25 protein-coding genes are annotated in these 26,687 nt (G+C 50.8%); 7 read left to right on the forward strand and 18 right to left on the reverse strand.

The genetic code is table 11. The annotated features are described in order from the left end of the window. Positions 1 to 712: 712 nt before the first annotated feature. Positions 713 to 1,876: a zinc-binding metallopeptidase family protein gene (locus ACN0YN_RS25105; RefSeq protein ID WP_417387777.1), complete on the forward strand. Its 1,164-nt coding sequence runs from the start codon at positions 713 to 715 to the stop codon at positions 1,874 to 1,876. A gap of 74 nt (positions 1,877 to 1,950) precedes the next feature. On the opposite strand, the gene ACN0YN_RS25110 is transcribed toward ACN0YN_RS25105, so the two are convergent. Beyond that, on the reverse strand, positions 1,951 to 2,865 hold the full coding sequence (locus ACN0YN_RS25110; RefSeq protein ID WP_417387778.1) for an aminotransferase class IV: 915 nt from the start codon (positions 2,863 to 2,865) through the stop codon (positions 1,951 to 1,953). Between the two features lie 12 nt (positions 2,866 to 2,877). Beyond that, positions 2,878 to 3,909, reverse strand: coding sequence for an FAD:protein FMN transferase (locus tag ACN0YN_RS25115; protein WP_417387779.1), 1,032 nt, complete (start codon positions 3,907 to 3,909; stop codon positions 2,878 to 2,880). A 168-nt stretch (positions 3,910 to 4,077) separates the two neighbouring features. Between ACN0YN_RS25115 and ACN0YN_RS25120 the strand changes: the two genes are divergently transcribed. The 5 genes from ACN0YN_RS25120 to ACN0YN_RS25140 all read left to right on the forward strand — a co-directional run bounded on the left by ACN0YN_RS25120 (position 4,078) and on the right by ACN0YN_RS25140 (position 9,661). Continuing rightward, positions 4,078 to 5,013, forward strand: coding sequence for a formylglycine-generating enzyme family protein (locus ACN0YN_RS25120; RefSeq protein ID WP_417387780.1), 936 nt, complete (start codon positions 4,078 to 4,080; stop codon positions 5,011 to 5,013). 142 nt (positions 5,014 to 5,155) lie between these two features. After that, positions 5,156 to 6,484 (forward strand): Gfo/Idh/MocA family oxidoreductase, encoded by a 1,329-nt coding sequence (locus ACN0YN_RS25125; protein WP_417387781.1) that lies wholly within the window; start codon positions 5,156 to 5,158, stop codon positions 6,482 to 6,484. A gap of 140 nt (positions 6,485 to 6,624) precedes the next feature. Next, positions 6,625 to 7,074 carry an acetyltransferase gene (locus tag ACN0YN_RS25130; protein WP_417387782.1) on the forward strand — a complete coding sequence of 150 codons (450 nt, stop codon included), beginning with the start codon at positions 6,625 to 6,627 and terminating at the stop codon, positions 7,072 to 7,074. A gap of 90 nt (positions 7,075 to 7,164) precedes the next feature. Continuing rightward, positions 7,165 to 8,703, forward strand: coding sequence for a hypothetical protein (locus ACN0YN_RS25135; RefSeq protein WP_417387783.1), 1,539 nt, complete (start codon positions 7,165 to 7,167; stop codon positions 8,701 to 8,703). 106 nt (positions 8,704 to 8,809) lie between these two features. Beyond that, positions 8,810 to 9,661, forward strand: a complete 852-nt coding sequence (locus tag ACN0YN_RS25140; protein ID WP_417387784.1) for an ion transporter — start codon at positions 8,810 to 8,812, stop codon at positions 9,659 to 9,661. Between the two features lie 5 nt (positions 9,662 to 9,666). Here ACN0YN_RS25140 and ACN0YN_RS25145 read toward each other — a convergent pair whose 3' ends face one another. The 16 genes from ACN0YN_RS25145 to ACN0YN_RS25220 all read right to left on the reverse strand — a co-directional run bounded on the left by ACN0YN_RS25145 (position 9,667) and on the right by ACN0YN_RS25220 (position 25,199). Beyond that, entirely contained in the window at positions 9,667 to 11,022 is a 1,356-nt protein-coding gene (locus ACN0YN_RS25145) for an MFS transporter (RefSeq protein ID WP_417387785.1), read from the reverse strand. 266 nt (positions 11,023 to 11,288) lie between these two features. Further along, positions 11,289 to 12,182 (reverse strand): hypothetical protein, encoded by an 894-nt coding sequence (locus ACN0YN_RS25150; RefSeq protein ID WP_417387786.1) that lies wholly within the window; start codon positions 12,180 to 12,182, stop codon positions 11,289 to 11,291. Next, a complete protein-coding gene (locus tag ACN0YN_RS25155) occupies positions 12,179 to 13,042 on the reverse strand; it encodes a hypothetical protein (protein WP_417387787.1) in 864 nt (287 codons plus the stop codon). Before ACN0YN_RS25155 ends, ACN0YN_RS25150 begins: the two co-directional genes overlap by 4 nt. 3 nt (positions 13,043 to 13,045) lie before the next feature. Further along, a complete protein-coding gene (locus ACN0YN_RS25160) occupies positions 13,046 to 13,774 on the reverse strand; it encodes a hypothetical protein (protein WP_417387788.1) in 729 nt (242 codons plus the stop codon). Further along, complete coding sequence (locus ACN0YN_RS25165) at positions 13,774 to 15,033, reverse strand: DUF6754 domain-containing protein (RefSeq protein WP_417387789.1); 1,260 nt, start codon at positions 15,031 to 15,033, stop codon at positions 13,774 to 13,776. The genes ACN0YN_RS25160 and ACN0YN_RS25165 overlap by 1 nt, the downstream gene beginning before the upstream one ends. 6 nt (positions 15,034 to 15,039) lie before the next feature. Then, complete coding sequence (locus tag ACN0YN_RS25170; protein ID WP_417387790.1) at positions 15,040 to 16,170, reverse strand: hypothetical protein; 1,131 nt, start codon at positions 16,168 to 16,170, stop codon at positions 15,040 to 15,042. Between the two features lie 25 nt (positions 16,171 to 16,195). Further along, positions 16,196 to 18,034 (reverse strand): glutamate mutase L, encoded by a 1,839-nt coding sequence (locus tag ACN0YN_RS25175; protein WP_417387791.1) that lies wholly within the window; start codon positions 18,032 to 18,034, stop codon positions 16,196 to 16,198. A 65-nt stretch (positions 18,035 to 18,099) separates the two neighbouring features. Beyond that, positions 18,100 to 18,486 (reverse strand): hypothetical protein, encoded by a 387-nt coding sequence (locus ACN0YN_RS25180; RefSeq protein ID WP_417387792.1) that lies wholly within the window; start codon positions 18,484 to 18,486, stop codon positions 18,100 to 18,102. A 238-nt stretch (positions 18,487 to 18,724) separates the two neighbouring features. After that, positions 18,725 to 19,498 (reverse strand): TatD family hydrolase, encoded by a 774-nt coding sequence (locus ACN0YN_RS25185; RefSeq protein WP_417387793.1) that lies wholly within the window; start codon positions 19,496 to 19,498, stop codon positions 18,725 to 18,727. A 29-nt stretch (positions 19,499 to 19,527) separates the two neighbouring features. After that, positions 19,528 to 19,995 (reverse strand): ExbD/TolR family protein, encoded by a 468-nt coding sequence (locus tag ACN0YN_RS25190; protein ID WP_417387794.1) that lies wholly within the window; start codon positions 19,993 to 19,995, stop codon positions 19,528 to 19,530. A gap of 11 nt (positions 19,996 to 20,006) precedes the next feature. Beyond that, the gene (locus tag ACN0YN_RS25195; protein WP_417387795.1) at positions 20,007 to 20,423 is read right to left on the reverse strand and encodes an ExbD/TolR family protein; all 417 of its coding nucleotides are present in this window, start codon (positions 20,421 to 20,423) and stop codon (positions 20,007 to 20,009) included. Between the two features lie 5 nt (positions 20,424 to 20,428). Beyond that, on the reverse strand, positions 20,429 to 21,283 hold the full coding sequence (locus tag ACN0YN_RS25200; RefSeq protein ID WP_417387796.1) for a MotA/TolQ/ExbB proton channel family protein: 855 nt from the start codon (positions 21,281 to 21,283) through the stop codon (positions 20,429 to 20,431). A 33-nt stretch (positions 21,284 to 21,316) separates the two neighbouring features. Beyond that, complete coding sequence (locus ACN0YN_RS25205; RefSeq protein WP_417387797.1) at positions 21,317 to 22,366, reverse strand: tetratricopeptide repeat protein; 1,050 nt, start codon at positions 22,364 to 22,366, stop codon at positions 21,317 to 21,319. A gap of 25 nt (positions 22,367 to 22,391) precedes the next feature. Further along, a complete protein-coding gene (gene lspA / locus ACN0YN_RS25210; RefSeq protein WP_417387798.1) occupies positions 22,392 to 22,949 on the reverse strand; it encodes a signal peptidase II in 558 nt (185 codons plus the stop codon). A gap of 66 nt (positions 22,950 to 23,015) precedes the next feature. Next, entirely contained in the window at positions 23,016 to 24,011 is a 996-nt protein-coding gene (locus tag ACN0YN_RS25215) for a hypothetical protein (RefSeq protein ID WP_417387799.1), read from the reverse strand. A 192-nt stretch (positions 24,012 to 24,203) separates the two neighbouring features. Next, positions 24,204 to 25,199, reverse strand: a complete 996-nt coding sequence (locus ACN0YN_RS25220) for a LolA family protein (RefSeq protein WP_417387800.1) — start codon at positions 25,197 to 25,199, stop codon at positions 24,204 to 24,206. A 324-nt stretch (positions 25,200 to 25,523) separates the two neighbouring features. Between ACN0YN_RS25220 and ACN0YN_RS25225 the strand changes: the two genes are divergently transcribed. Then, positions 25,524 to 26,663: a hypothetical protein gene (locus ACN0YN_RS25225; RefSeq protein WP_417387801.1), complete on the forward strand. Its 1,140-nt coding sequence runs from the start codon at positions 25,524 to 25,526 to the stop codon at positions 26,661 to 26,663. The last annotated feature ends 24 nt before the right edge of the window (positions 26,664 to 26,687 follow it).

The following is a 26,687-nucleotide window of genomic DNA, read 5'->3' on the forward strand; positions in this document are numbered from 1 at the left end:
TACTGGAGCGTCTTCAGGTCCATGGGGACGAGTAGATTCGATTGAGCGCAACTTTGTTTCCATGCGATGCGCCCTAGAATTTGCAGGACGCAGCTTTATTCGGAAGAGCGCACAGGCCGATCCGGTGGCGGGGCACATTGTTTCTCCTCTGGCTGAGTCTATCTATCTAAGGGAGGCTGTCTTGTTGAATCGAGTCTTATTTTCTGGAAAGGCGCAGGGAGGTCAAGGGGTGATGAACAGACTCGGGTGGCGATACTGGTTGACAGGTGAACGATCTGATGCGATGCCGGGACGGTGCTCGGACGATGCATTGCGATGGGCGGCGACCCACAGAGCATGTTTGAGCAGCTTTTTATCAAATCGGTCTGAAACAAGCGGGTTTTATAGTGCGGAAGTTATCAGTGATTCATGGTTTTCAAGTGCAAAAATACTGGATCGCGCGCGACTCAGTTAAACGCTTATCCTGGTGAACGGCGGGCAGGAGTCAAGGGGAATTTTAGCAGTCAGGGAAGAAACAGACATGCGTGAAAATAGGGAAGAGGTATCAGAGTGTGCAGCGAGAAACACGAATCTATTTGATCCTTTACAATTCGGGATTCAGCAGCGTAAAGTAGACACGCATCGCTATGACAGTGGATTTCTTCGTCCAGACGCTGGCTGTAAACTCTGATCAGGTTGATGCACACAGCATCGGGGTAAAGAAAGTTATCACATGCTCAACATATTCGAATCGGTTACCAGACGTCTGGTGGAAGTCTGGAAGTCGGATGAGTCGTCCGGACTGAGAAGCTCATTCAGTTGTCGTTGCGGGCGGCCGATCTATTTTCAAAATAGTGTCTGCCTGGGATGCCAGTCGCCATTGGGATATTCTCCCTCACTGCAACAACTGCGTTCACTGACAGCAGGACCCACTGCGGGTACCTGGGTGATAGATGAAAAAACCGAACAGGCAACCCTCTGGAAACGCTGCAAAAATTTCGACTCTCCCGCAGGGTGCAACTGGCTCGTACAGGCGGATGAAGAGACAACCCTCTGTCGATCCTGTCGGCTGAACCACACCATTCCCAACCTGGATGACCCTGATAATCGACTGTGGTGGCGCAAAACTGAAAATGCCAAACGCCGCCTCGTTGCCCAATTATTAAATCTCGGTTTACCGGTTGAATCGAAAGTGAGTGAAGATACCGAGCATGGCGTCATGTTCGACTTTCTACGCTCCACCGGGCAGAAACCACGTGTTCTGACTGGGCACGCCGATGGTTTGATCACGCTGAATATTGAGGAAGCGGACGACTCTACGCGTGAAAAAGCCCGCAAGGAAATGAATGAACCTTATCGCACGCTCCTGGGGCATTTACGCCATGAAATCGGTCATTACTACTGGGACCGACTCGTGTTAGACATGCCCTGGCTGGAGAAGTATCGTGAGCTGTTCGGGGATGAGCGGGAAGACTATGCGGCGGCGCTCAAACGAAATTATGAGCAGGGACCTCCTGCGAACTGGGCTGAAAAACATATCAGTTCTTACGCGTCGATTCATCCCTGGGAAGACTGGGCTGAGTGCTGGGCGCATTATCTGCATGTCGTCGACAGTCTCGATACTGCTTTGCGTTTCGGGTTGCGTGGCGAAGATGTCGAGCAGGCCGTTGAACCTTTTACTGTGAACGATCTCTATGATCCGAAGGCCCCGGATGCAGAACGCGTGATCCTGCTGGTCAATTCGTGGGTTCAACTCACTACGGTATTAAATGAACTCGCGCGAAGCATGGGGCATCAGGATTTCTATCCGTTTGTCATGTCCCGCACCGTGCTTCGCAAACTGCACTTTATTCAAATGATTGTGAAAGAGGCTCGCGGGGGAACACCATTGCTCTAACACACGAATACGCTGGAAAGTAAAAGACAACGACAGATATTTATACCTTGACCGGGCAGCGAACTTCTGTAGATTCAGGAGAGCGACTGCTGGGCCTGTTCCTGGATGTCGACGCCGACGAGCTGGCTCCAGGCGCCGATCAGTTTCTTCGTGATCGGACCGACTTCGCCGCTTCCGATGGTAATGCCATTAAATTTTGTAGCGGGCATGATGCAGTAGGGAGTGCTGGTGAAAAAGGCTTCGTCAGCCGTAGTGACATCGTAGGGGAGCAGTCGGCATTCCTCGATGGGGATTTCCAGTTGTTGCGCCAACTGCATGATGGTCTGGCGGCTGATGCCGTTCAGGCAGTTGATCGTACTGGGGGTTTTGATGCAGCCATTGGCGACCAGAAAAAAGTTACCCCCCTTGTTTTCGGAGAGGAAGCCGTCGGTATCAAGAATCAGACTTTGTGCCATCGGGTCGACCAGTTTGACTTCCGATTCGGCCATGGTGTAAAGGAAGCGACTGCGGTTTTTAATCCGTGCATCGAGCGATTGCGCTGGTTGCACACGGGTGAAGGGAGTGACGGCGTGGCAGCCTGTTCGATAGAAATCAGCCCAGTAAGAGAGGTCGAGAGGCAGGGTGACGATCATGACCGTGGGTTTGGATTCCGGTGGTTTCTGTCCGCTGGAGGGGACCCATTGGCCAGGGGTGATGTTGTGAATGATCCAGGCATCGGTGTTCGCGGGGTAATGCGGACTGTTTTTCTCCCAGACTTCGAGGGTGAGCTGTTCCATTTCATCCAGTGTCATGCCGGCGTCGAAGCGGGCCGCTTTCAGACTGAGGTAGAGACGCTCCAGATGATCCCGCAAGCGAAAGGGCTGATGGGCAAAGGTCCGCGTCGATTCGGTCACAGTCATGCCGAGGCTGATCGCGCCGTCAAAGATCGAAATTTTAGCTTCTGCCGCGGGAACGTAATCACCATTGAGATACACCAGATTCTGCGACATGTCGGCTCCAGTTCATTCTTGATTCGGTTTCAACTCATAGCGCGAAAAGCAGGGAGATTCGTAAGACTTCAGCTTACCGTTTTCATGACGCAAAATCAGGCAGGCGGTACCTGCTTTCTGACTTAAAAGTTTAATTCCTGCTTCAGGCCCCAGGACGCTGATGGCGGAGGCGAGACTGTCTGCTGATGTGCCATTGGGGGCGATCACTGTGACGCGACTCTGATCGGTGAGCCCGAGCCCGGTGCGAGGATCGACAATATGGGAGTAACGTTTTCCATCAATGACAACATGCTGCAGCGCATCACCCGAGGTAGCGACCGCCATGTTATGCAGATACAGGAAGCGGTCTATTTTTGTCTGCGGAGCATCTGAGGATGAGATACCGATTTTCCAGCCACAACTGTCCGGTGGTGGATCGCCGAGTACAAGATCGCCGCTGGCATCGATCATGGCTCGCTGGATGCCATGTTCTTTCAAAACCTGCAAGGCGACATCAGCGGCATATCCTTTGGCAATGCCTCCCAGATCGAGCCGCATCTCGTCCTTTAACAGTTCGACAGTCCGATTCTGTTCCGACAGTTTCAGAGACTGGAAGCCGACTTTGGCTCTGGCTTCAGCCAGACGATCGGGGTCCGGCATCTTGTTTTGTCGGCGTGCTCTGCGCCAGAGACGGACCACGGGACTGATGGTAACGTCAAATGCTCCTTCCGTTTCCAGTGAGAGTGCTTGACTTCTTTTCAGTACTTCAAACAGGGGGGGACTCACGGGAACCGGTTTTCCAGGCCCCGATAATCGACATAACTTATTTAACTCGCTTTCCGGGTCATAATCGCTGAGCAGTTTGTTAAGTTCCTTTACACGCTGGAACGCATTTTGAGCAGCATTGTTTGCGATTGCCTTGTCGGTAGCATATAATACGATTCTCCATTGCACTCCCATATGCACTTCCTGAAATTCATACCGAGTCAGAATTTCGCTATCCGTGCATTGTTGATTGCCTGACAATGTGGAGAGCAGCAGGCATGCCTGAAAAATGTATGACATCATCAATCCCGATTCAAAGTCCGATTGCAGATTACCGTTACGGAGTAAACTAATATGCTTAGCGTATGTCGTCACAGTCTCTTAATGCAAGGCAAATTCACATTCCTTGCCGCAATGCTGTTCTCTGTTTCTCTGGCCTCCGCACAGGAAGCTAAAACAGAAAAAGAGATGAAACCTTACACTCAAAAAATTGAGAACACCGATGTCAGTTTTGACATGGTTCCAATCCCCGGCGGTGAATTTCTGATGGGGAGCCCTGATGGTGAAAAAAATCGTGAACCGGACGAAGGTCCTCAGGTCAAAGTCAAAATCGAACCGTTCTGGATGGGTAAGCATGAAGTTACCTGGAACGAATACGACATCTGGAGTTTCAACCTGGATATCCAGCGTCGAAAACTGATGCGAGGCAAGTTCGACGAAAAAGAAAAAGCTGCTGATGCGGTAACCCGTCCCACCAAGCCTTACACCGACATGACATTCGATATGGGACACGATGGCTATCCCGCGATCTGCATGACTCAGCTGGCAGCGAAAACTTACTGCAAATGGTTAAGTGAAAAAACAGGGCATTATTATCGTCTTCCCACCGAAGCAGAATGGGAATACGCCTGCCGGGCCGGGACCAAGACCGCTTATTCATTTGGAGATAATGCTGCGAATCTGGATGACTATGCCTGGCATTATGCCAACTGCAATGACACCTACCAGAAAGTCGGACAGAAGAAACCGAACCCCTGGGGATTGTACGACATGCACGGCAATGTTTCCGAGTGGGTACTCGATCAATACATTCCCGACGCCTATAAAAAGTGGAGCGGTAAAGGAACACTCAATTTTCCCGTCAACGTTCCTAAGACTCTCTATCCTCGCGTCGCTCGCGGCGGATCATGGGATGACGAACCGGAAGGGCTTCGCAGTGCCAACCGAATTGCTTCCAGCTCAGACTGGAAGATTCAGGATCCACAGATCCCACAAAGTATCTGGTACCATACCGATGCGATTATGGTCGGGTTCCGGGTGGTTCGTCCTCTGAAAGTGCCTACTGCCGAAGAACGCAAAAAGTACGGTCTTGATCCTGTGATCCCGGCTGATGAAGGCCGCTGATCGGCTCTTTTTGTATCAAATATTATTGTGAAACAGCTGCATTTGCCGGGATTTCATCAACAGTTGAACCGGCAAATGCATATGTGTATTAGGAATATTTCTATCTTACCAAATCATCCTGCAGATTAGGGAAAGGCTTCTGATGACTCAATCTAACAACCAATCTACTTCCAGGCGCGACTTCTTGAAAGTAACAACTGCCACTGCGGTGGGAACCGGAATCCTTTCTACTTTAGGTTCTACCGCTCATGTTCATGCCAGTGGTGATGATACGATTAAAGTCGGTCTGGTCGGCTGTGGTGGTCGTGGTACCGGAGCTGCTTCCCAGGCGTTGTCTACGAAAGGAAACGTCAAACTGGAAGCGATGGCGGATGCTTTCAAAGACCGCATGGACAGCAGCTTGAACAATCTGCAGAAACAGTTTTCCGGCCGTCCTGAACGTGTTGATGTTGCGGAAGACAAGATGTTCGTCGGGTTCGATGCCTATCAGAAACTTCTGGATAGCGGCGTGGATGTTGTGATTCTGGCAACTCCTCCGGGATTCCGTCCGATTCATTTCGAAGCAGCCGTCAATAAAGGTGTTCACATCTTTATGGAAAAACCGGTTGCCACTGATGTCACCGGTGTGAAGAAAGTTCTCGAAGCGGCCAAAAAAGCCAAAGAGAAAAACCTGGCTGTCGGCGTGGGTCTGCAGCGACATCACCAGGCTCCTTACATCGAAACGATTCAACGTCTGAAAGATGGTGCGATCGGCGATATTACTTCCATGCGTTGCTACTGGAACAGTGGTGGAGTCTGGGAACCTCGTCTGGCTCGCGAAGATGCCAAATCAGAAATGGAATACCAGATGCGAAACTGGTATTACTACAACTGGCTCTGTGGCGACCACATCAACGAGCAGCACATTCACAATATCGATGTCTGTAACTGGCTGAAAGACGATTTCCCGGTCAAAGCCTACGGCATGGGCGGGCGTCAGGTTCGAACCGACAAAAAGTATGGCGAGATCTACGATCACTTCGCCGTCGAGTTTGTCTATGCTGACGACACCCGGATGTACAGCCAGTGCCGCCACATCCGTAACTGCTGGAACAGCGTGACCGAGCATGCTCAGGGAACCAAGGGATCCTGCGATATCAGTGGTGCCAAGTATGAAACCACTGGCGGATACAAATGGAAATATCGTGGTAAGAAAACGAATCCTTACCAGGTTGAACATGACGATCTGTTCGCAGCCATTTATAACGGTACACCTTACAACGAAGCCGAGTATGGTGCAAAATCCACCATGACTTCAATTCTGGGACGTCTGGCAACTTACAGTGGTAAGCCTGTCACCTGGGATGAAGCGATGGCTTCTGAAGTCAGTCTGATGCCAAAAGAATTCTCCTGGGAAGCAACTCCAGTGACCGTTCCCGATGAAAATGGATTCTATCCGATTCCGACTCCAGGCGTTTCCAACGTTCTGTAAAAGCTGGTTGAAATATTTCTCAGCCGCCCTGTTTCTCTGAAGCAGGGCGGCTTTTTTTATTCAATGAATCCGGGTAAGCTGGTCATTCGATTTCGTAACGAACGCGCCGGTTAAATGATCGATCTCTTTCTCTATTTGATATGACTCATTCATTTCAGATTTCGAATCTCACATCAGAAGACCATCCACGCGCGTTGGAGGTCTGGGAGGCATCCGTACGTGCAACGCATGATTTTCTGGACGAAGAGGCGATTCAATCGTTGAAACCTCTGGTACAGCAGGCTTGTTTAAGTTCCATGCCTGTCTATTGCGTGCGAGACGACTCTCAATCTGTGATTGGTTTTATCGGTGTGGAAGCACCAAAAATCGAAGCACTGTTTATTGATCCCGACTGGATGGGTCAGGGGTTTGGACGCCATCTGGTTGAATATGCCGTTAATAAACTCGGAGCCGAACTGGTTGATGTGAATGAGCAGAACCCACAGGCGCTGGGCTTTTATCAACATCTGGGTTTTGAGGTAGCTCATCGATCTGATGTAGACGGATTTGGTAATCCGTATCCCTTATTGCATCTGAAACTCGTAGAATAAGTAAGACAGTTTTCCGGTTATTTTGGCTGATATTCTGCTGCGGTTCTGGTATCGTAAAAAGAAATCTTTGACCCGCCAGGAGAACTCACCATGCCGGCTTCCGCATTCCGTTTTCAGTTCGTTTGTCTCCTTACTTTACTGCTGAGTTGTCTGCAGTCCGTTTCTGCAGAACCGCCGGTGAATATCGGTGATCGGCGAGAACTGTTTATCGAACATGGTTTGATCGATAAAATCACAGGGGATGCAGAACTTCGTCTGCAGAAACCGGTTCCCCGTGAAGTGGTCTTCAAATTTGATCAACCCTGGGAAGGCAGCAGTTCGGGCTATCATACGATCATCCAGGATGACGGTTTGTATCGACTCTATTATCGTGGATCACATATCATCGTCTCCGAGGGAAAACTGAATACAGGCAGTCATAAGCCGTATTACTGTTATGCAGAAAGTAAAGACGGTATTCACTGGACGCGACCGGAACTGGGGATCGTCGAATTCAAAGGATCGAAAAAGAATAATATCATTCTTGAAGGGAAGGGCTGTCATAATTTCGCTCCTTTTCTGGATGAGAACCCCGATTGCACGCCGGAAGCAAAATTCAAGGCGCTCGGAGGTTTACAGGGAGAAGGGGGGCTGTTCGCCTTTCAATCAGCGGATGGAATTCACTGGAAGCTGATGCAGGAAGAACCGGTCATCACGAAAGGGGCCTTCGATTCACAGAACCTGGCATTCTGGGACTCGGAACAAAAGCAGTATCGAACGTACTATCGGGTCTTTACCGCGGGAGTTACCGATTCCAAAACCTGGAAGCCAGAAGGCGATCGCGCGATTCAGACGGCGACTTCTCCCGACTTTATCAAATGGGATCACGTGGCTGATCTGGTCTACGAAGATTCGCCCAGCGAAGAGCTTTATACGAACCAGGTAAAGCCTTACTTTCGCGCACCTCATTTCAGGATCGGTTTCCCGGCACGTTATATCGAGCGGGGCTGGTCAGAATCAATGAAGGCGCTGCCTGATTATGAACGTCGTAAGCTGCGGGCTTCGTCCGTCGAGCGATACGGTACGGCGATCAGTGAAGGGCTGTTAATGGCCAGTCGGGATGGGGTGCATTTCAAACGCTGGAATGATGCATTCCTGCGGCCGGGCATCGAACGTCCGGGGACCTGGCAGTACGGGCATCAGTTCATCGCCGAAAATGTGGCTCAGACAAAATCGAGTTTCGAAGGAGCGCCAGATGAACTCTCCATTTATGCGGCGGAAGATTACTGGCATGGGAAGGGAGGCTCTCTCCGACGTTACTCAATGCGTCTCGATGGTTTTTCCTCGTTGCATGCCTCGATGAAGGGGGGAGAGTTGCTGACGGTACCGCTCACCTTTACAGGGAAAGAGCTGTCGCTCAATTTTTCCACTTCGGCAGCCGGCAGTCTGTTTGTGGAAATTCAGACCGCTGCAGGCGAACCTGTTCCAGGTTTTACTTTCAAAGACTGTGATGAACTGTTTGGAGATACCGTTGACCGTACGGTGACCTGGGATAAAAAATCCGATGTCAGCAGTCTGGCAGGGAAACCGGTTCGTCTGAAGTTTCGTTTGGAAGATGCTGACCTGTTTTCTTACCAGTTTCGGGATTGATTCAGGCAAGCTCTTATAATTCCCGGTGTTGTCGCCGAATTAGCTCATCGGTTGCACACTTCTCCCGGGGCGCATCTCAAATTTGTTATTGATCGAAAGTATCTGAATGTCTGAATCGAAGAAGTCACTGGAGCCAAAGTCACAAGACTGGCGTGATCGCTGGTACGAAATTATCTTCGAAGCAGACACCCGGGCCGGTAAAGCATTTGATGTGATTCTGCTGATCGCCATTTTATTGAGCGTGCTGGTGATCATGCTGGAAAGCGTTAATTCACTGGATCTGAAATACAACGATCAATTTCATTATGCCGAATGGTTTTTCACGATACTCTTTACGATTGAGTATGTGGCGCGAATTATTTGTACCCGTCGACCGCTGCGTTATATTTTTAGTTTTTATGGCATTGTCGATCTGCTTTCGATTCTTCCTACATACATCATGAATATCGCACCCGTGGAGACCCAGCGTCTGGGAGTGATACGGGCCTTGCGTCTGCTGCGGGCATTCCGGATATTCAAACTGGGACATATGCTCTCAGAAGCATCCGAGTTGCGACGGGCCATCTGGGCCAGCCGATCCAAGATTGCAGTATTTCTGGCAACGGTTGTGATTGCTGTCGTGATTGAAGGGGCGGCGTTACATCTGATTGAAGAAGACAAGGGGAGTGGCTTTGATTCGATTCCCGAAAGTATGTACTGGGCGATCGTGACAATGACCACGGTCGGCTACGGTGATGCTGCTCCGGTGACTCCAATGGGTAAATTTCTGGCAGCAATCATTATGATATTGGGGTACAGCCTGATTATCGTACCTACGGGAATCGTCTCTGCTGAATTGGCACACGGTGGAAAAGGATCTGTGGAAACCAAAATTACGACGCAGGTCTGTCCGGAATGTATGCGGGAAGGTCATGATTCCAATGCCACCTTCTGCAAATTCTGTGGTGCCCGGCTCTGACTGGCTTAACCTGGTGTTTCTGTTGCCGTTTCTTCCTGCTGTTTAAGCAGCTTCGGAGGATGTGCTGACCAGACTGCTGCTGCGGAGATCAATGGAATTGTCATGAATAAGTAAAGCACCGGGTTATAGGAGCCGAAGTAATCGATCGACATGGCAACCGGAAGCGGGCCTAATGCGGAGGCCAGAATCATCATCGACCAGGCAACTCCCCGGACGGCTCCCTGGTTCATTCGGCCGTAATAATTGATCCAGACCACGGTGGCCGTACTGCGAAATACGCTGCCGGTTAAGCCCAGCAGGAAGGTATAGACGACAACCATCCAAATAGCCGGCATGGTGAGTACAATCAGATTCGCCAGTGACAGGCAGATCATTGAGCCACACAGGATGTAACGGCTGGGAAAACGATCGGTTAACCAGCCGGCGGGGAACATCAGCACTGTCGCACAGATCGCCTGAAAGGACATCATGCGAATGGCCCAGTTCATGGGAACACCGTGACTGCCTAACAATGCAATCTGGTGAAATACGAGACCGGTTCCCACCAGGGCATGAGTTGTGATAACGGTCAGAAGTTTCCAGAAAGTCGGATCACGTAAAACCTGACGGACAGTCCAGGATTCGATGGTCGCAGTAATCAACGGACGCTTCTGTCTGCCGGAGAAATCTTCTTCAACTTCCAGTTCTTCCGCAGGGCCGATTCCGTCGGGATGCAGCCCCAGGTCTTCCGGTCGATTTCTGACAATAAAGATGCCGGGCAGAATCAGGCAGACCGCCACAGTGACTGCATGAAATACCCAGCCGGTCTGCCAGCCATAATGGGCAATCAGCCAGCTGTTAAGCAGTGGAATCGTCATGACGGAAAAGGCGCTGCCGAATCCTGCGAGTGCGGTGGCACGCCCCCGTTTTTTCTCGAACCATTCTCCCACCATCCAGACAGAGATCAATGTGAGCGCACCTTGTCCCAGGCTGCGGACGAGACTGAATCCGACATAGAGTTCCGACAGTGAGTGAATTCGCGACATGAAAAAACAGGCGGCTGCGAGACCGACGGCAATGATGGGCAGAATGATTCTTGCCCCCCAGCGGTCCAGCAGTCGTCCGACAAAAGGGAGCAGGCAGGCGCTGACAATCGTGGCGAAGCCGTAAGCGAGTGAGTACTGAGTTTCGGTTAACCCCAATGAGGCCCGCATCGGATCTTTGAACACGGCTACGGAAAACGACTGGCCGGGAGCTGATAAAAACTGCGCCATTGCCGCGATCCCGATCATGGTCCAACCGGGAAAGAATTTGTAAGTGGGGACTGAGAGTTCGGGGGAGGTTGCATTCAACTCCGCGTCAGCAGTCGACTGCGAATTCATTTCGATCTATTTTCTTGCCTGGAATAGTTGAGGTATCAACCCGGGGCGGGCGACCGGTGGGCTGAATTCAAATATAGCAGATGAGGAAATGGACGCGTAGCGTAGAATGGAATTGCTTTTCACAAAAATCGGATCTTCATCAGATCCTCAATTGACCGTAATTCTTAAGTGAACTGGGAATTAAGGTTTTGTTGAATCGAACATCGAGGAAATGAGGCATTATTTCCCGTCTGATGAGGAAGGAGAGCAACGACGCAGGTGGAATCTTAGATTCCCAGCCAGTCATTAAACAGGAATACAAGTCGACCACTGAGCAGCGCGATGCGCCCCATGACCGTGTAAGCAAAGCTGGCTCCGAAGGTGACCATTAAAACCCAGATTCCCAGACGAGAGACATATTTGACCATGCCTTCATGCTCGATTGAGAAAAAGAAATAAACCATGCAGGAGAGTACTCCCACGATGAATACGGTGTTCTTCAACGATTTGTCCCACAGCAGAGAGCCATCGGAAGCAAATACAAGGAATGGCATGACGGTGCTTTGCAACTGCCCGATAAAGTCCGTTTCCAGGTAACTGATTAAGCGGATGCCGGCTGTCGCGCCGATGAAGAATGCCAGTGGCCAGCGGGCAATCCAGCTCCCTTTGGGAGACAATCGCCATAAGAGTAAAATACTTAATACAAGCGGGATCAGGTAAAGTAATTCCGGTCTGGTCGTGGAATCAATGTCAGGATAGAAGGTGATGCGTGCCAGGCCGGGAAGCAGCTTGGCGTAAAGGTTTGTAGCAATTTCGGTCCAGAAAGCGACGACCATGGCATAACCAGCTGAGACGCCGACGAAGATCGCTTCCGTAAACTTATACAGGGGATTGTCACCATAGAGAAATGAAAAGATTGCCAGTGTGCAGAACGCGGCGACCCAGAGACCGACGGTGCGAGACAGGCTGAAACTGACGCCGGGATCATCCTTCTCAGATTGAGGCACCTGCTGGTTTTTAGTCCATTGATAAACCTGGGGCTCAGAGTCGGGCTGCGATGCTGTGGCCTCTACGGGGATTTCACGTACATAGACGCGTCCGTTGCCTTTGCTGGCCTGGAACAGTAGAAATCCACCACCGGCGATCATCAAGATTGTCCAGATGAGTGTTGATTGCTTCATTGGTGCATTCCCTGTTTTCGTTCCCAGATATAAATCACGTTACCTAATAAGATCAGGCTGATGAGCAGCAGGTGTGCAACCAGTTGAGGCCCCATGCGAACCAGGCCTTCCTTGGCGTTGGGGTTACTCTCCAGTTCCGGGTAAGCATTGATGATGGCCTGTTCGTATTCGGCAGCTCCTTTGATTGCAGCAAGCATGCCCGTCAGCTGATCCGGAATATAAGGCAACATGATCGGGGCTTGAACTCCGGTGCAACCAACGACGGTGGGGATATCAAACGGGGATGAGCCATAAAGTACCCATTCCTGCGAACCTGGATATCCGGCGCTGACATTACACAACAGATCGACCTGCTGAATGTTTTTGAGGTTCTTTGTAAGGGGAATATTATCCAGATTGGTTCCGTGGATATCTGTGGAGTAGGATTTTTTCAGATCTTCGACGACCAGTTTGATCACGCCTTCGTTACCGGCTCGAAATCCAAGGTTGACGTATTTCGTTCCGTATTTCCCTTTGTATGTCTCCGGGTATTCATCCTGCAGGATGCCGATGGAATTCTGGATCATGGAGATTCCCTGGGGCCAGAGCGTCATAAAGTAGATGTTGTGTTTTTTGATGGCACAATGTCTTGTGAAGGCCGAGGCCATCGGCTGAAGTTCTCCCTGGCTGGCAGGATCATAGTCTAAAGCCATAACGACATTGGAACCATCGGGCAGTTTATCGACTGCATCAAAAACCGCCATCACTTGAGCAGAGGGGACTTCTGGAAACGTTGTGCCCATGATTAGAGGGACAGCAACAGCGATAAACATGAGTAAAAAGATCCAGCGACGATCCAGATGTTGTAGAAAATCCAGCATTGATTACGCCTCCTGATCCGAACCAAGGTAAGAACGATCAACGCCTAATAACACTTTCAGCGAAGTCGAAGCCACCCCTAGTGCAATTCCGATTTTGATGGCCCGCATCCCCGCAGTTGTAAAGTTTTCCATGATGACTTCGGATAAATTCTGCAGATTGAAATCGCTGTATTTGATGCCGCTGTCGCCGAGGATAAATTCATCTGGTAACCAGCCTGTTAACCAGACACTGGCGTAAGTTCGTCCCAGTAGAATGATGACGGCAATGATCAGCAGAATTGTGGCTTCGGTATTTTTGGCACGGAAGGCTCGAAAGGCAGCGGATGAAATATAAAACGCCAGCAAAGCAAACATGGTGGCTGAAAGTGGGGTGAAAATATATTCGAACAGCCACCAGAAGGCGCCATCTTCCTGCAGATAATCTCCCGACCAGGCAAATTCAGGGAACTTTACATTCGGGTGCACGCCGACTTTTACCAGTCCGACAAACAGTGTGACAAAGAATGCGATTAAAGTGACAGCAGCATAACCCCAGCCTGGCTGTTGTGCAGAAATTTTCTGTAACTGCATCTTGAGCAGATTGCCTCCGCCAAGGATGAAAGCAAATGCGGCCAGCAGATTGAACCAGGCCATCGCGTCGTTTCCCCAGTCAACGAATTTGGGGATAAACGCCGTCCCGATGAGGACAAACCCTGTGATTGCTGAAATGAACAGCGGAACGGTTCGCTTCATTATTTAAAACCTCCTTTACCGAGGATGTTCTGTATGATGTAGTTCGAAGCTGACTGCAGATAGGTCGGTTGCTGCTTCTCGGGCGTCGCTCCCCGTGACTGGATGGAGGAGAGGGTCATGATGAGGCAGCCTGCAATCAGCAGCAGGCCACCAATCAGTTTTCCGAAGTCCTGTCCTTTGAGGCTGCCTAACTGCTGAGGTTCACCGGACAGGTATGCTGATGCGGCAAAGAACTCTTCACCAATCAGTGTGAAGTCACAGGCGGCGACGAAGAAGGGGAGTTGGGTCGGCATCGCGGTACCTGCCACCTGAATCGCACCGACGGAGTTACCTGTCTCTGCCAGAATCAGTGACTCGGCGTAAAATGCACCCATATAAAAGCAGGCCGCCGGTTTGTCGCGGACCATCTTTCCCGTCACGCTGGCGACGTACCCAAACTGCTCGTCAGTAATATAGTAGATATCGTCTTCGTTATATTCATCCGGTCTGCCTGCTGCCAGATAGGCTGCTTCGACCGTATCGCGGGCAGTTGTCATCACGAGCGAGCGGGAAGTCGGAACTTCCAGTGTGGCTCGGTAGTCTGCCGTCGTTTCTGCCACCTGCGCGAGCACAGTGATACCGGCGACAGTCTGGATATCATTGATGTCCTGAATTCCGGGAACAAACAGGCAGGAGCGTCCCATTTCCGTTGCACGGCCGACGGCATCGTTAATCGCTTCCAGTCCCGCGATTTTCCGGACCTTCAGTTCTTTTCCGCTTCGTGCCAGGCGGATGAAGAATATGACTGAACCACAGATCAAGACGACAAAAACGGCAAACCATTCGCGCTGCTGATTGAACCATTGCAGAGAGGCGATGACAGGTTCCTTTATGACCACCGGAGCAGAGGTCACGCCTTCCTGACCGACGGCTTCGATCTGGTAGAGGTAAGGTGTCCCGGTTTTGCAGTTCGAATCGCGAAAGGTGTTGACCTGGTATGTTGGTTCACCGATGTTTTCAAACTTTGACTCTGCGTTGTCTGCTTCTTTGCGATAGATGACGTATCGTAAAACCTTGCGAGGTTTGAGATCGGGTTGGTCATCCGGGGAGAGTGTCCAGAACAGATCGATGGCAGTGCCCGCATCGCCGGGAACATCTTCCGCACGAAAATCAGAGGGAGACGCGGGTGGTTCGGCTGCCTGAATCGCAGAAAACTCTGAAGCTGCCACTATTGTCAGCAAGAGTAAACTCAGAGCAGATTTGAAGGTCTGGTATTGCATGAATGATTATCCTTCGATGAGTTCCACGTTGGCACGGGGAACGATCACGTTCTCTCCAGAATCCAGAATGACTTCCAGTACACGTGACTGCGAACCTGATTCGAGGGTCCTCAGTTCTGTAGGCATCTCGCCAACTTCGCCCAGCAGTCCAAAATAAGGATCACGGATGATTCGCACCGGAACACCCGTTTCCAGAATTCCTGTCGAAACACTCTTACTGGTTTCGTTGCTCGTTGAAGAGTTGTTATCCAGTGGGATCACGATTTCCGGCCGCAGTACGCCGGCGCGGATTTGAGTGGTTCCGTTGACGGCGGCTTTGGCACCTTCGCGTTCTTTCAGCAGGTTAAACGTGCGATCTGCCATTGCGATATCACCGAAGCCTTCCGTGATGATCAGCGTCGTGCCAATATGTTCTGAGCCGGTGACGGCCACACCCAGATCGTAGCCTAGGATTTCCTTGAGGTCTTCATCATCGATTCCCCCTGAAATCATCGCGGCGACACCAATTTCAATTCCCCGCCTGACTGCTTTGCCGGTCATGCGGGCGCCGCCGATGACGATTTTGCCACGCATGGATTCGTCCAGAAGATCATCTGTTAATGATTGCTGTTTGTCTTGGCAGGCGAACGTAATGATTCCAAAGGCTTCCCCGCCGATCCCGAGAATTCCCTGTAAAAAAGTGATTTCCGATTCGATGACCACACCCTGGTTGGGAATGACTTCTTTTACAGTTCCCGCCTGATACGCACAAACCTGAATCGGCATGGGGGCACCTCTTAAAATGACCTGCCCGGTGACATGGGAGATCGATTCAATGGTTCCCGCTGTTTTGGCTTTGGTTTCTGATTTGAAAAAACCAAAGATCCCATTGCTGCGTGCGAGGGTATCTCCGACGTGGACTTCATCCCCTTCCGCGATCAACATGCAATGGGGGACTTCGGAAGGGGCCACGGAAATCTGATTGGCAATATTGATTGGTGTGACATCGCCGGGCATGAAGGTCTGGGCGACGATCTGATCCGCGGTGACCCGATCGCCTTCCTTCACGAGTACGTCTCCCGGAATGGGGAGAATTCGTTTGCTGGAGTGCAGAACGCGCTGACTGATCTGTAAGCCGGGGGAATATGCCTTCGCCATAATTGCTTTGTCTCTGCTGGTTGAATCAAACTTCGGTAAGAGCCGGTTCAGGATACAGCTGCAGTTCTTCGATCCAGCTGTTTAATTCGGATAAATGGTTGTTTTCGCTGGTGGGAACAACCAGTGGTCTGCCGCGTGCATCCAGAATCAGTCCCACCTTGCCGCCGCGTGCTTCGAACTCTTTCCGCTTGCCGGAACCATTTCCAAAATCGTAACCGCGGCTCGGTTCTACAGTGACCACCGCCTGTTCGTTTTCATCAAGGGGAAACATCTTCATCTCGCCACAAAACATTTCCCCCGTCTCTTCCAGGGAATGACTGCGGATGTGATAACGAAAACAGGATTTTCCGGCGCGATACACGCCACGCGGCGCAATACAGGTACCGAGGTAGATCAGACAGTCACGCTCAAATACCTGCAGGGCTGCGCGAGGATGAACCTGAGCCAGTACCCCCAGATGAGGCATCATGAAAATACTGTCTTTGGCCAGCACGGTCATGCCTTCCGGTTCAAAGGCATCAATCATCATGGCAGCCGTCTGATTCATGTTGGGGGCGTGTGACAGAACGCCTCCCGAAGCGACCAGCAGATTGAGTTTCATGTTATCGACGATTGAGGCTCCACTGGTCTGCTGGCTGAAGGTATCTCCCACCGTTCGCTGTTGTTGCACACCTTTCAATGTTGTCGCGAATTCTTTGTGTTGTACATACGCAAGACGCAATGCCTCGCGGGCGACCGCCTGTTCAAAGACCAGTGCTTCCCGGGTTTGTGGAATCGTCGTCGGTCGGATCATTTTGTTCTTGATATGATTCCGCAGTTCACGTGGATCCATTTCCAGATGCACCCAGCGTAAGATCATGGGGAGGGTCGCTGAGGCGCACACGTTGGAGATCGAATAACTCATCCCCAGGTTGGCACTCACCGTACGGTTAAAGGTTCCATCAAACACACTGAAGACGTCAGTCGTGGCGCCGCCAATGTCGACGCCGAGGGCATTGATATTCTGCTGTTCGGCAATCGTCTGCAGGATGTTTCCGACTGCACCGGGAGTTGGCATGATCGGGGCATCGGCCCAGGAAATCAGCTTGTTATAACCCGGGGCATGCGCCATCACGTGTTCCAGGAACAGGTCGTGAATGGCGTCCCGTGCCGGTGCCAGATTCTCCTGTTCCAGAATTGGGCGGACATTGGCGACCGTTGTCAGTTTCACATCGTCATCGAAGGCTTCTGCTACCAGTTCAGCAGCTTCCTGATTGCCGGCGTAGATGATCGGCATTTTGTAGGTGCCACCAAAGCGGGGCTGCGGCTTGGCGGGGGCGATCAGTTCCGCCAGTTCCACAACGTGCTTCTGGGTTCCGCCATCTGTGCCTCCCGCCAGCAGAATCATATCGGGGCGGAGTTCACGAATTCGCTGGATCTGTTCGTGTGGCAGACGTTTGTCGTTCGAGCAAATCGTATCCATGACAATCGCGCCAGCTCCCAGTGCGGCACGCTTGGCACTGGCAGCAGACATTTCGCGCACCACGCCGGCCACCATCATCTGTAAGCCGCCCCCTGCGCTGGATGTCGAAATATAGATATCACATCCCGTGTCACCCTGAGCCGGTCGAATAATTTCGCCTTTGTCGTCGATCAGTTTGCGACCTGCCAGCTCACCGACTTCAGTGACGGCATTGACGACACCTACTGTCACATCCGCAGCGGGCTCTTCGACAGTCGTGGGGGCTTCGCCGCGAAAGGTCTGGCGGTACTCACCATTGATTTTTTCAATCAAAATGGCCTTGGTGGTGGTACTGCCACAATCGGTTGCCAGGATGACATTGATCTGATCAGGGTCGAGTTGTTTTGCTGTCGTTGAGTTCATGTCTGACTCACCATCCGTGTCAATCTGAGAGCAGTTGAAGTATCGTTCAGGCTTAATGTCGTTTGTCAGGAATCTTCATTTTTCAAGACCGGAGCTGGAGCAGCATCTGTACTTGAGCTCTGGTCTTCCTGTTTCGTTTTGCTTAAGAATTCCAGTCGCTGGCAGAGCCATTCAATGGAGCCGCGCTGCTCAAGAAAGTCGGCAAAGATCTTCTGAGCACGAGGATCTACCAGAATCGACAGTAGGGGGGTAAAGAAGTGAATGGCCTGTGAACCGATGTAATTCAAAGGTCGACAGGTTTCGAGTGTGAGGATTGCCAGAGTGACCATGTCCCGGCGGATGATTTCCCGGCAGATCCGATCTGCGATCTGTTGTTGCTCGACTGTGGGAGCAAAATCTTCAGGGCGTTCTACCGCAAAAGCGTGCGCGAGCCACTTTTTGATCATGACCATCCTAGCCTGTATCCAGATATACGGAGCGTTACCGGAGCTGCTTTCACTGCAGGGCAATTGTCAGCGAGCTGCGAGAGTTAGATGAACGCATTTATGTAATTCTGTTGTGGTTTCAATTGACGCAAGTTATTTCCATCGTTGAACTAAGTCTAACAATAGCAGGATTGGATAAAAATGAAAGTATCCATCTGAAAGAATTAGGGAATCTCTAAAATCCCTCAAGAAACAGTTCTCTGGCTCAAGCGATCTTGAAGAGTGCTTTGGCGTTGGCTGTGGTGATTTCAGCCATCTCTTCCGGAGTCTTCTGATGGATTTCCGCCAGGCAGGCACAGGTATATTTCACAAACGCCGGCTCATTACGTTTGCCACGCATGGGCACCGGCGCCAGATAAGGGGAATCGGTTTCAACCAGCAGACGATCCAGGGGGATCAGTTTTGCCGTCTCCCTCAACTCATCATTTTTCTTGAAAGTCAGCATGCCTGCAAAGGATATGTGCAGCCCCAGGTCCAGACAGGCGGCCGCTGTTTCGGGGCTGCCACAAAAGGAATGCATGAGCCCTTTCAGCTGCGCGCCATTTGCTTCCTGTTGCAGCAGTTCGACTACATCCGCCTCCGCTTCACGACAGTGGATAACAAAAGGGATGTCCAGTTTACGGGACAGTTGAATGTGTTTGCGGAAATAGTCCTGCTGCAATTCAATCGGAGCATAGTCCCAGTAACGATCCAGGCCTGTTTCACCAATGCCAACGACTTTGTCTGCCGTCGAGAGTGTCTCGATCAGTTCCCAGTCGTTGGGTTTCATTTGTGCGACATAGTTAGGCTGGATTCCGACCACCGCGTAAACATTCGGGAAGGTTGCCGCCAGGTCAACAGCACGCTGGCTGCTTTCCGCGGTGATGCCGATGGACAGGATCGTTTCCACGCCGGCGTCGATGGCGTTTTGCACGGTTTCCGGGCGATCAGGGTGAAAGGCTTCTTCATCCAGGTGGGCGTGAGTATCAAATAACTTCATGAGGAAAATCAGATTTCAATATTAGAAATTTACAGTTTCTTTTTGGGAGCGACTTTGTTCGCATCGGTCGCAAAATTGATCGACTGGAAGCCGGCTGCCAGGCAGGTATCGTAGGTGCGGATCATTTCTCCCAAGGGAACTTCTTCCTGGATGTCGAGGATCACAGGGATCTCTGGTGCCAGCTCGGCCAGTTGCGTCAATGTCTGCTTCAATTGATCGAACTGAGCATACTCGCGCTCGTTTAATTCTACAATGGTCTGGTTGTCCTGCCGTTTGAGTTTTAACCAGACTTCGCCGAGAGGCTGTTCTCGCGGAGTCGATTCGACCGATTCAATACTGCCGGTCGCGAGTTCCGTCGGCAGCAGAAATTCTCGAATCTGATTTGCCGAGGCACTGATAAAGAAGATCAGCAGCAGGAATACCACGTCAATCATCGGCGTCATGGTAGCCTGGTCCTGAATGTCAGATCGGCTGTTATGATGAGAGGGGATTTTCATGACAGAGGCAGTTACTCGTTCAGGACTAAAAATTTGACGTTGGAAATGCCTGCACGGGCGCAACTGATTAATACGGGTTCAACAATTCGGTAGGGAATTCGACGGTCGCCACGGATTCGGATCTCCATTTCGTGCCGTTTACTTTCATCAAGAGAAAGCAGTTGTGCTTCCAGTTCTTCCGGGGTGATTTCGCTGCCGCGCAGATGCATTTTCTCATCAAGGGTGATCGTGATAATCATCCGACGTGGTGCTTCATCCGGTTCGCTTTCGTTTTGAGAAGCCTCGGGCAGTTCGACTGCTTCCAGTTTCTCATTCTGAGTCAGGTGAGTCGCAGCCAGAAAGAAGACAATCAACAGAAAGACAATGTCGATCAGAGGGGTGATGTTAAATCGAATTCCCGGCTGACGGGGACGTGTAGGGACTCGCATCTCTGTTAACCTCCGGGAGGTGATGAGGGACGCGTTCCCTGTTGATCGGCGAGCCGTTGTGCCAGTTCCTCTTCCGGCCGTTTCCGTTGTGGTTTTGCTGACTGTTTTGCTGTAACAGGAGTACTGCGTTTGAAGTCAGCAAAAACGTGTTCGGCTAATAACGAGGATTGTGCAACCAGTTCATCAATCCTGTTACGGAAAAAAGCAAAACTGGCAAGAGCGGGAACGGTAACACTGAGACCAAACAGCGTTGTGATGAGCGCTTTGGAAATCCCGGGAGCCAGTTCTGCTACATCGGGGTTGGCTTTGGCTGTGAATTCGGAAAAGGCTAGGATCATGCCCCAGACAGTCCCCAGTAGTCCCAGCATGGGAGAGAGTGTGCCGATGACGGACAGGTATTCGATTTTACGATTCAATCGTGCCGACTGCTGCATCGCGGCGTCTTCCATGGCTTTTTCAACAGCCCCATAGCCCAGCTGGACTTCGGCCAGCCCGGCCGACAGAACATATGACAGAAAACTGGGATTCGACTTACAGACGGAATCGGCACTGCGATACTGTTGCTGCGAGATTAAACCGTGAACTTCTTCTGCCAGGCCAGGAGGCATCAGCGCATTGCTGCGAATGCTGATGACATGTTCCACGATTAAAGCGACCATGGCGATACTTAAAACGGCGATGATAATTCCAATTGTGCCCGCATCATCAACGAGTTGCCGGAAGTCGACTTTTGAAATGTCAGTCCCCGTACCTTCACCCGAATCATCTGCGGCAAAGCAGTAGGCGGGAGTTGCCAGCGCGAGGCAGGCACAGATGAGACTGGCCCAGAGTGTTTTACTCAGTGATTTACTTCGATCCATCAAATCATTCATTTCAAGAAAAAATCGTGCTGTTCAATTATTTTGTGTCGCTGGTTGTGAACCCGCTTTGGTGATCTGGTCAATCATCTGCAGTGCCATCTGTCGTGCAGGTGATTTGGGATAGCGTGCCGCGGTTTCCTGATAAAGCCGCAATGCGTTATTCGCCTGTCCCATCGCCAGAATCGAATCGGCGGCTTTCAGGCTGGCTTCAGCAGAGAGCTGCGGGTTTGAGTTTTCAGCCAGTGGGATCCAGAGAAAGGAAGCTGCTGCCTGTCCGTGTCGTTCCAGCAGAGCGTATCCGGTTCCCAGCAGGAAGTGAGGGCCGGCTCTGAGGTGTTCGGGAACCTGTCTCAGATTGCGTTCCCAGCGCTGCAGTTCCAGCAGGCTGATATCGCCGGCACGCAACCGGAGACGCCAGAGTTGGGTACGTGCCAGTTGCTGGATTTTAATGTGGGGGCTTGTGGCCAGGGAGCGGAGTGCTGCTTCTGCCTGTGCCTGATAATCGGGAGACGTTAACAGAATACTGGCCCCGATCAGCTGTTTCACTTCATCCTGGTCGGTTAACCAGTTTTGCGCTGCATTTCGGGCGGGGGACAAGGTTTCTTTGATTCCCCAGTCAAGCGGAATCAGATCAAAGGAACGGGCATCAGGTTCATTCTCCACCATGATTTGAAATCGAAGTGCCGCCTTCAGGTTGTCACCGGTTGCCAGGGCTGCTTTGGTCATCAAGGCCAGGATTTCACGGCGGACCCAGAGTCGGTTTTCGATATTCAAGGCTTCACTGAATGAATCAATGGCTTTTTCGTACTCTTCATTCTGTAACTGCTCCAGACCCTGCTGGTGCTGTTCTGTTTGCGGTGTATGTACCTTTACGATTTCAGAACTGGGATAAGTTTTTACGGTTCCGCTGGGCAATAATTTCACTTTGATCTCTGACTGAGTGAAATCCAGAATCGTGCACGGAAGCGTCGCCTGACCGACATGGTGATCCGGGCGAACTTCGATCTTATCCTGAGCGCAGGTAATCTCTGTATTCTGAAATAAGAATACAAGCACCAGGTTGATCAACAGAAATGTTCGCATGGAAACCTTTCAACAGGGAAAATTATTACTCTGCCGGAGCTGGAGTAGTCGGTTCTGAAACAGGCGGTTCATTTTTCTGGTCAGCCGGATCCTTGGTGAAAAACCAGGAAAAGAGCATTAACAGAGCTCCGCCCGTAATCGCCATGTCAGCCACATTGAAAATTCCGGTTCTCAAAGGCCCGAATCCGATGTTGAGAAAGTCGATGACAATACCATTCAGGAAGACACGATCAATTAAGTTCCCGATGCCTCCTGCCAGTAATAATGAGAGAGCGATAAATTGCATCAGAGGCATCTGCCAGCGAAAGACCAGCATTCCCGATACGAGAATCAAAAATGCAGCGTTGGCAACAACCAGCAGGAAAAAACGGACCGGTTTAGACAGCCGGCTGCCAACACTGAGGAAGGCACCTGTATTCTCTGCATATTCCATGCGGAATGTGTTATTGAAATAAGTCACCGGTGGTTCAAATTTGAGTTTTTCGACGGCGATCTTTTTAGTGTACTGGTCGCAGCCGACACAGAAGAGCAGGCAGGCCAATAACATTGTATAGCGAGTCGCTTTGGAAACTGACGAAGACATTAAACAATGGCTTTCTGAGTGAGTAAATTGGTTTTATGGTGATCCGCAGGCAGCATTCGCGGTTGTTTAGTTATGCTTGATAAATTTGCGGACATTATAGTATCGATAGCTGCCTTTATTCTGGCGGGCCAGTTTATCGAGGGAGTTACCTTCTTTGACCGGATAACCCTCACCAAATTCAATACAGTGAATTTTTGCTTTTCCGCTATTGATCTCACGGATCTCATTCAGGTCAGCACTGGATAGCTGCGGGTGTTTTGCATCTGTCAGGAAGAATATGACATCCGGGTTAAAACTTAAAGCTCTTTTTAAAGCCGGCAGATGGTCGGTACCTCCATCGGGTTCAACACTCTGAATGAATTGCCGGGCCAGTGTCCGATTGATGTCAGTCGCATAGAGTAATTCCGCTGACTTTCCCCGGTGCTGCATGGCTCGTGTAGAGGTGTTGTAAAAAATGATTTGGAACTGCTGATGATGGTTCAAACCTGCCAGGCTGGAGATCAGTTCTGAACGCGCTTTGCGAATGGGAGCTCCCTGGGGAGCAGCCATACTACCTGAGCAGTCGAGTACGAATACAAACCGCTTACCTGAATCAACGGCGTCGAAAAAATTGACATTACCAGCGCCCATCACGGGGGGGGCCAGCGCCGTACTGGGTGACATTAACTGGTCGGTCGTCAGGTCGGCAGTAGGAGTACTGGGAGCCTGTGCCGGGCCTGCCCCAAGCAGTTTCGAATTCAACTCGGGAAGCTGGGGCGCCACAGGAGGCTGGTCCATGACTTCGCTGATCTGTTCCTGGGACTGAGATACCTGTAGATTCTCTGCAGATTCCAGGGGTTCCTGGTCTGAATCCTCTGGCTTCTCAGCATCAGGGGACTGTTTGACATAGATCCCCACACTGCGGAGTCCTCCTTCATCGCCTCCTGTCTGACCACTGTCACAGTGGTTGAGGCTGGAAATCAGGATCAGCAGGATGAGCGAGTGGATGGCCAGAGATGCAGCCCAACTCGGAACAACCAGCAGCGGAGAGTTCGTCTGCCATCTTGCGGTGCGTTGTTCCATTTCAGTAAATGCTGCTGGCATCAATTCAAACCCATGGCTGAATAATTCATTCCGTAAAGATAACTTAAGTCTCTATATTGTAGTGGATTATCAATTCTCGAACAGTCGGGATTCTAAAGAAGTGGCTTGCTCTGGAATAGACGGTGCACAGTTCAGACGGGAGTTCCTGAAGGTGTTAGTACTTCTCTTACGCTATTCCTTATTCAACTGTTGAAGGTATTGTTTGGTAACATCCACTGGAAAAACGCCGTCTGGTGGCTCGTAGGTAAATTCCGTATCGGGAATGGGCGAGTTCAGAGTGACTTTGCTAAAGTTAAGTGTGACCATACTTTGTAGAGAGTCTTGCGTTTTTTTCAGATACGCGATACGACGGGGAAAGAGCGTATCCTGATCGAGGTAAATTCGAACTACCTCCGGGACATAAGCAGGCAGTTCAACAGGGGCAGCAGGGTCGCCCCCCTTCCATTGTGCCAGAAATTCGTCTTTCCAGACCCCGTTTAAGACCGTTAACGTCTTTCCGCTGATCGTTCTTTCTGCCACGCTGACGAAATTCATATTTTTCTGAATGGATGCCAGTAATCCGGGAAGTCCTCCCAGTCCCAGTTGTGCTACAAGCATATTTGATTGTGCCTGGGGATTGATTTCTGCCTGTTGCAGGATCGCCTGTACATCTCTGCGGGTTACTCGGGATGTCCCTTTAATCGTGTGCTCTGTCCACAATACCTGACCATCACAGATTTCCAGCACGGATCCCACCGGTTTACCGTCTGAATTCTGACTCTGTACGTGAAATTCAAGGCGTAGTTTCAAGTCTTTGCCCTGTCTCTGGTCTTTTGATTGCAGATAATTCCCAGTCATGATGAAAGGCTTGGGCCCAATTTCAACTTTCTCGGTAATGTGAGTTCGAATTGAACTGTATGAGAGAAGTTTTTCCCTGGCTTTTTCCAGCAATGCCGCTGCATAAACCGGATTTTTTTTCAAATTCTTCTCGGACTCATCAGAAATCGCATTTTCGGCTGCCGGCTTCTCCCCGGGATCTGCCTGAGCAAGAAGACGCTCATCGGTATTCTCTGTATCTTCTAGACTGGTCAGTCTTTGTGGCAATTGAGCCCAGGAAGAGATTGAGAAAAAATCATTCAGCACTGCGACGAGCAGGAGGCCTGTAGTCAGGGTTAAAATGCGTAACATGTTCTAATTGTTCGGAAAAAAACGAATTTATCAAAGAATCGGACCACATTAGTCCGAAAACAGATGTATGAGGCCATCTATGTGCCTCTAGCTGGTTGGAGTGTTTCAACCGGCAGACCGTTTAGCTCAGTGTGAGATCGTTAAAATTTGGGACTGATCGCATTTTAACGATATTTCGGGCTTTGGGTCGACCTGAAAACTGAGTCTTTTTTGAACCGAACGTCGACCGTTCCAATTTCCCAGGGATCGACGTCTTAGTTTGCGATGGACGGTTCTTCACTTAACAAGTCGCATTATTCGTCGTGGGTATTCGAACAAGGGGTCATGATGAAGTACTACTTCCTGGCTTTAGGAACATTGGTAGTTGTCTGTGTTGGCTGTGCAGCCGACGGGCAACAGGTAATTAAGAAGGGTGAGTACCATGCTCCACCAGCTGCGATGATGCAGCGACCGGGGCCAATGGTCGATGGACCGGGGCCAGGCGTATTGCCAATGCTGGCTCCGCCTCCCATGAGTGCCTATGCAGCACGAACCTCACAGGTTCGCTTCGTAGGACCAGCGGGTATGAAAGTGGGCTGGCAAGTCGCGGAAGGCTATGCAGAAAACCAGCTCACAGCTCCAGGGCGTTACAACTTCAACCAGGGAGCAACCTACCGGTTAAAGCTGTCACACATCCCGGGACGATCGATTCCTGCTCTGTATCCTTCATTGCAGGTCTATCCGTCACATCCTACGACAGACGCTTACCTGTCTCATAACAGCATTCCTCTGGAAATTACACCAGAAGATCTGGATCAGGTAGAAAGCAACAACTTTGTGACGAAAGTCATCTATCTTCCAGATGAAAAGTTCCAGGAACTGGCCATTGCCGGTGTGGAAACTCTGGTTTCAACCCGTCTCGATCCCGGTGTAGATCCAGTCGCAGAAGCAGATCGTCGTGGTACCATCATGGCTGTCCTGCGAATGGGTAACATGGATCTGGAGATGCCATCCGGTGATGGTGGGGCCGAAACTGTTTCACAGGTTTCATATGATGGAGACGCCGGAGCTCACATGGCTCCCATGCCAATCCCCGGTGAAACGATTGGAGTCGCATCTGGTGTGCCTGTTCCCACAATGATGGGCGGCATGGGTGCTCCTGGTCAGCCAGCTTACAATCCAATCGCCGGAATGGGACCAACTCCTGCCTGGGGTATGCCTATGACAGGAACTCCGATCGGACTGCCAGGTCCTCCTCACATTCCACTGGGTGGACCAGCCAGCCTGAAGTCTCACACCATTCGGAATGTATCGAAAACCAATCTGCCAAAACCAGTCGATCACTTCCTGGTCGACGTCAAACAGGATCCGGCACCAAGCCTGCCTAAACCTGTTAAGTATGTTCAATACTCGGAAAGTCATCCAGTACATTCACCTGGCCAGGTATCTTACCCAAGAACCATGGCACCAGGACCTGGATATTAAGAGTAAAAGACTATGGACCCACGT

The sequence above is a fragment of the Gimesia sp. genome (genome assembly GCF_048260065.1).
GTDB lineage: Bacteria > Planctomycetota > Planctomycetia > Planctomycetales > Planctomycetaceae > Gimesia.

Excerpts from the sequence above, each read along its gene's own strand:
- ACN0YN_RS25165 (WP_417387789.1), bottom strand. The coding sequence starts at position 15,033 with ATGCAATACCAGACCTTCAAATCTGCTCTGAGTTTACTCTTGCTGACA.
- lspA (WP_417387798.1), bottom strand. The coding sequence starts at position 22,949 with ATGTCTTCGTCAGTTTCCAAAGCGACTCGCTATACAATGTTATTGGCC.
- ACN0YN_RS25160 (WP_417387788.1), bottom strand. The coding sequence starts at position 13,774 with ATGAAGCGAACCGTTCCGCTGTTCATTTCAGCAATCACAGGGTTTGTC.
- ACN0YN_RS25220 (WP_417387800.1), bottom strand. The coding sequence starts at position 25,199 with ATGTTACGCATTTTAACCCTGACTACAGGCCTCCTGCTCGTCGCAGTG.
- ACN0YN_RS25105 (WP_417387777.1), top strand. The coding sequence starts at position 713 with ATGCTCAACATATTCGAATCGGTTACCAGACGTCTGGTGGAAGTCTGG.
- ACN0YN_RS25115 (WP_417387779.1), bottom strand. The coding sequence starts at position 3,909 with ATGTCATACATTTTTCAGGCATGCCTGCTGCTCTCCACATTGTCAGGC.
- ACN0YN_RS25145 (WP_417387785.1), bottom strand. The coding sequence starts at position 11,022 with ATGAATTCGCAGTCGACTGCTGACGCGGAGTTGAATGCAACCTCCCCC.
- ACN0YN_RS25190 (WP_417387794.1), bottom strand. The coding sequence starts at position 19,995 with ATGAAAATCCCCTCTCATCATAACAGCCGATCTGACATTCAGGACCAG.
- ACN0YN_RS25180 (WP_417387792.1), bottom strand. The coding sequence starts at position 18,486 with ATGGTCATGATCAAAAAGTGGCTCGCGCACGCTTTTGCGGTAGAACGC.
- ACN0YN_RS25150 (WP_417387786.1), bottom strand. The coding sequence starts at position 12,182 with ATGAAGCAATCAACACTCATCTGGACAATCTTGATGATCGCCGGTGGT.
- ACN0YN_RS25140 (WP_417387784.1), top strand. The coding sequence starts at position 8,810 with ATGTCTGAATCGAAGAAGTCACTGGAGCCAAAGTCACAAGACTGGCGT.
- ACN0YN_RS25215 (WP_417387799.1), bottom strand. The coding sequence starts at position 24,011 with ATGGAACAACGCACCGCAAGATGGCAGACGAACTCTCCGCTGCTGGTT.
- ACN0YN_RS25195 (WP_417387795.1), bottom strand. The coding sequence starts at position 20,423 with ATGCGAGTCCCTACACGTCCCCGTCAGCCGGGAATTCGATTTAACATC.
- ACN0YN_RS25110 (WP_417387778.1), bottom strand. The coding sequence starts at position 2,865 with ATGTCGCAGAATCTGGTGTATCTCAATGGTGATTACGTTCCCGCGGCA.
- ACN0YN_RS25200 (WP_417387796.1), bottom strand. The coding sequence starts at position 21,283 with ATGGATCGAAGTAAATCACTGAGTAAAACACTCTGGGCCAGTCTCATC.
- ACN0YN_RS25135 (WP_417387783.1), top strand. The coding sequence starts at position 7,165 with ATGCCGGCTTCCGCATTCCGTTTTCAGTTCGTTTGTCTCCTTACTTTA.
- ACN0YN_RS25130 (WP_417387782.1), top strand. The coding sequence starts at position 6,625 with ATGACTCATTCATTTCAGATTTCGAATCTCACATCAGAAGACCATCCA.
- ACN0YN_RS25120 (WP_417387780.1), top strand. The coding sequence starts at position 4,078 with ATGAAACCTTACACTCAAAAAATTGAGAACACCGATGTCAGTTTTGAC.
- ACN0YN_RS25175 (WP_417387791.1), bottom strand. The coding sequence starts at position 18,034 with ATGAACTCAACGACAGCAAAACAACTCGACCCTGATCAGATCAATGTC.
- ACN0YN_RS25205 (WP_417387797.1), bottom strand. The coding sequence starts at position 22,366 with ATGCGAACATTTCTGTTGATCAACCTGGTGCTTGTATTCTTATTTCAG.
- ACN0YN_RS25225 (WP_417387801.1), top strand. The coding sequence starts at position 25,524 with ATGATGAAGTACTACTTCCTGGCTTTAGGAACATTGGTAGTTGTCTGT.
- ACN0YN_RS25125 (WP_417387781.1), top strand. The coding sequence starts at position 5,156 with ATGACTCAATCTAACAACCAATCTACTTCCAGGCGCGACTTCTTGAAA.
- ACN0YN_RS25170 (WP_417387790.1), bottom strand. The coding sequence starts at position 16,170 with ATGGCGAAGGCATATTCCCCCGGCTTACAGATCAGTCAGCGCGTTCTG.
- ACN0YN_RS25185 (WP_417387793.1), bottom strand. The coding sequence starts at position 19,498 with ATGAAGTTATTTGATACTCACGCCCACCTGGATGAAGAAGCCTTTCAC.
- ACN0YN_RS25155 (WP_417387787.1), bottom strand. The coding sequence starts at position 13,042 with ATGCTGGATTTTCTACAACATCTGGATCGTCGCTGGATCTTTTTACTC.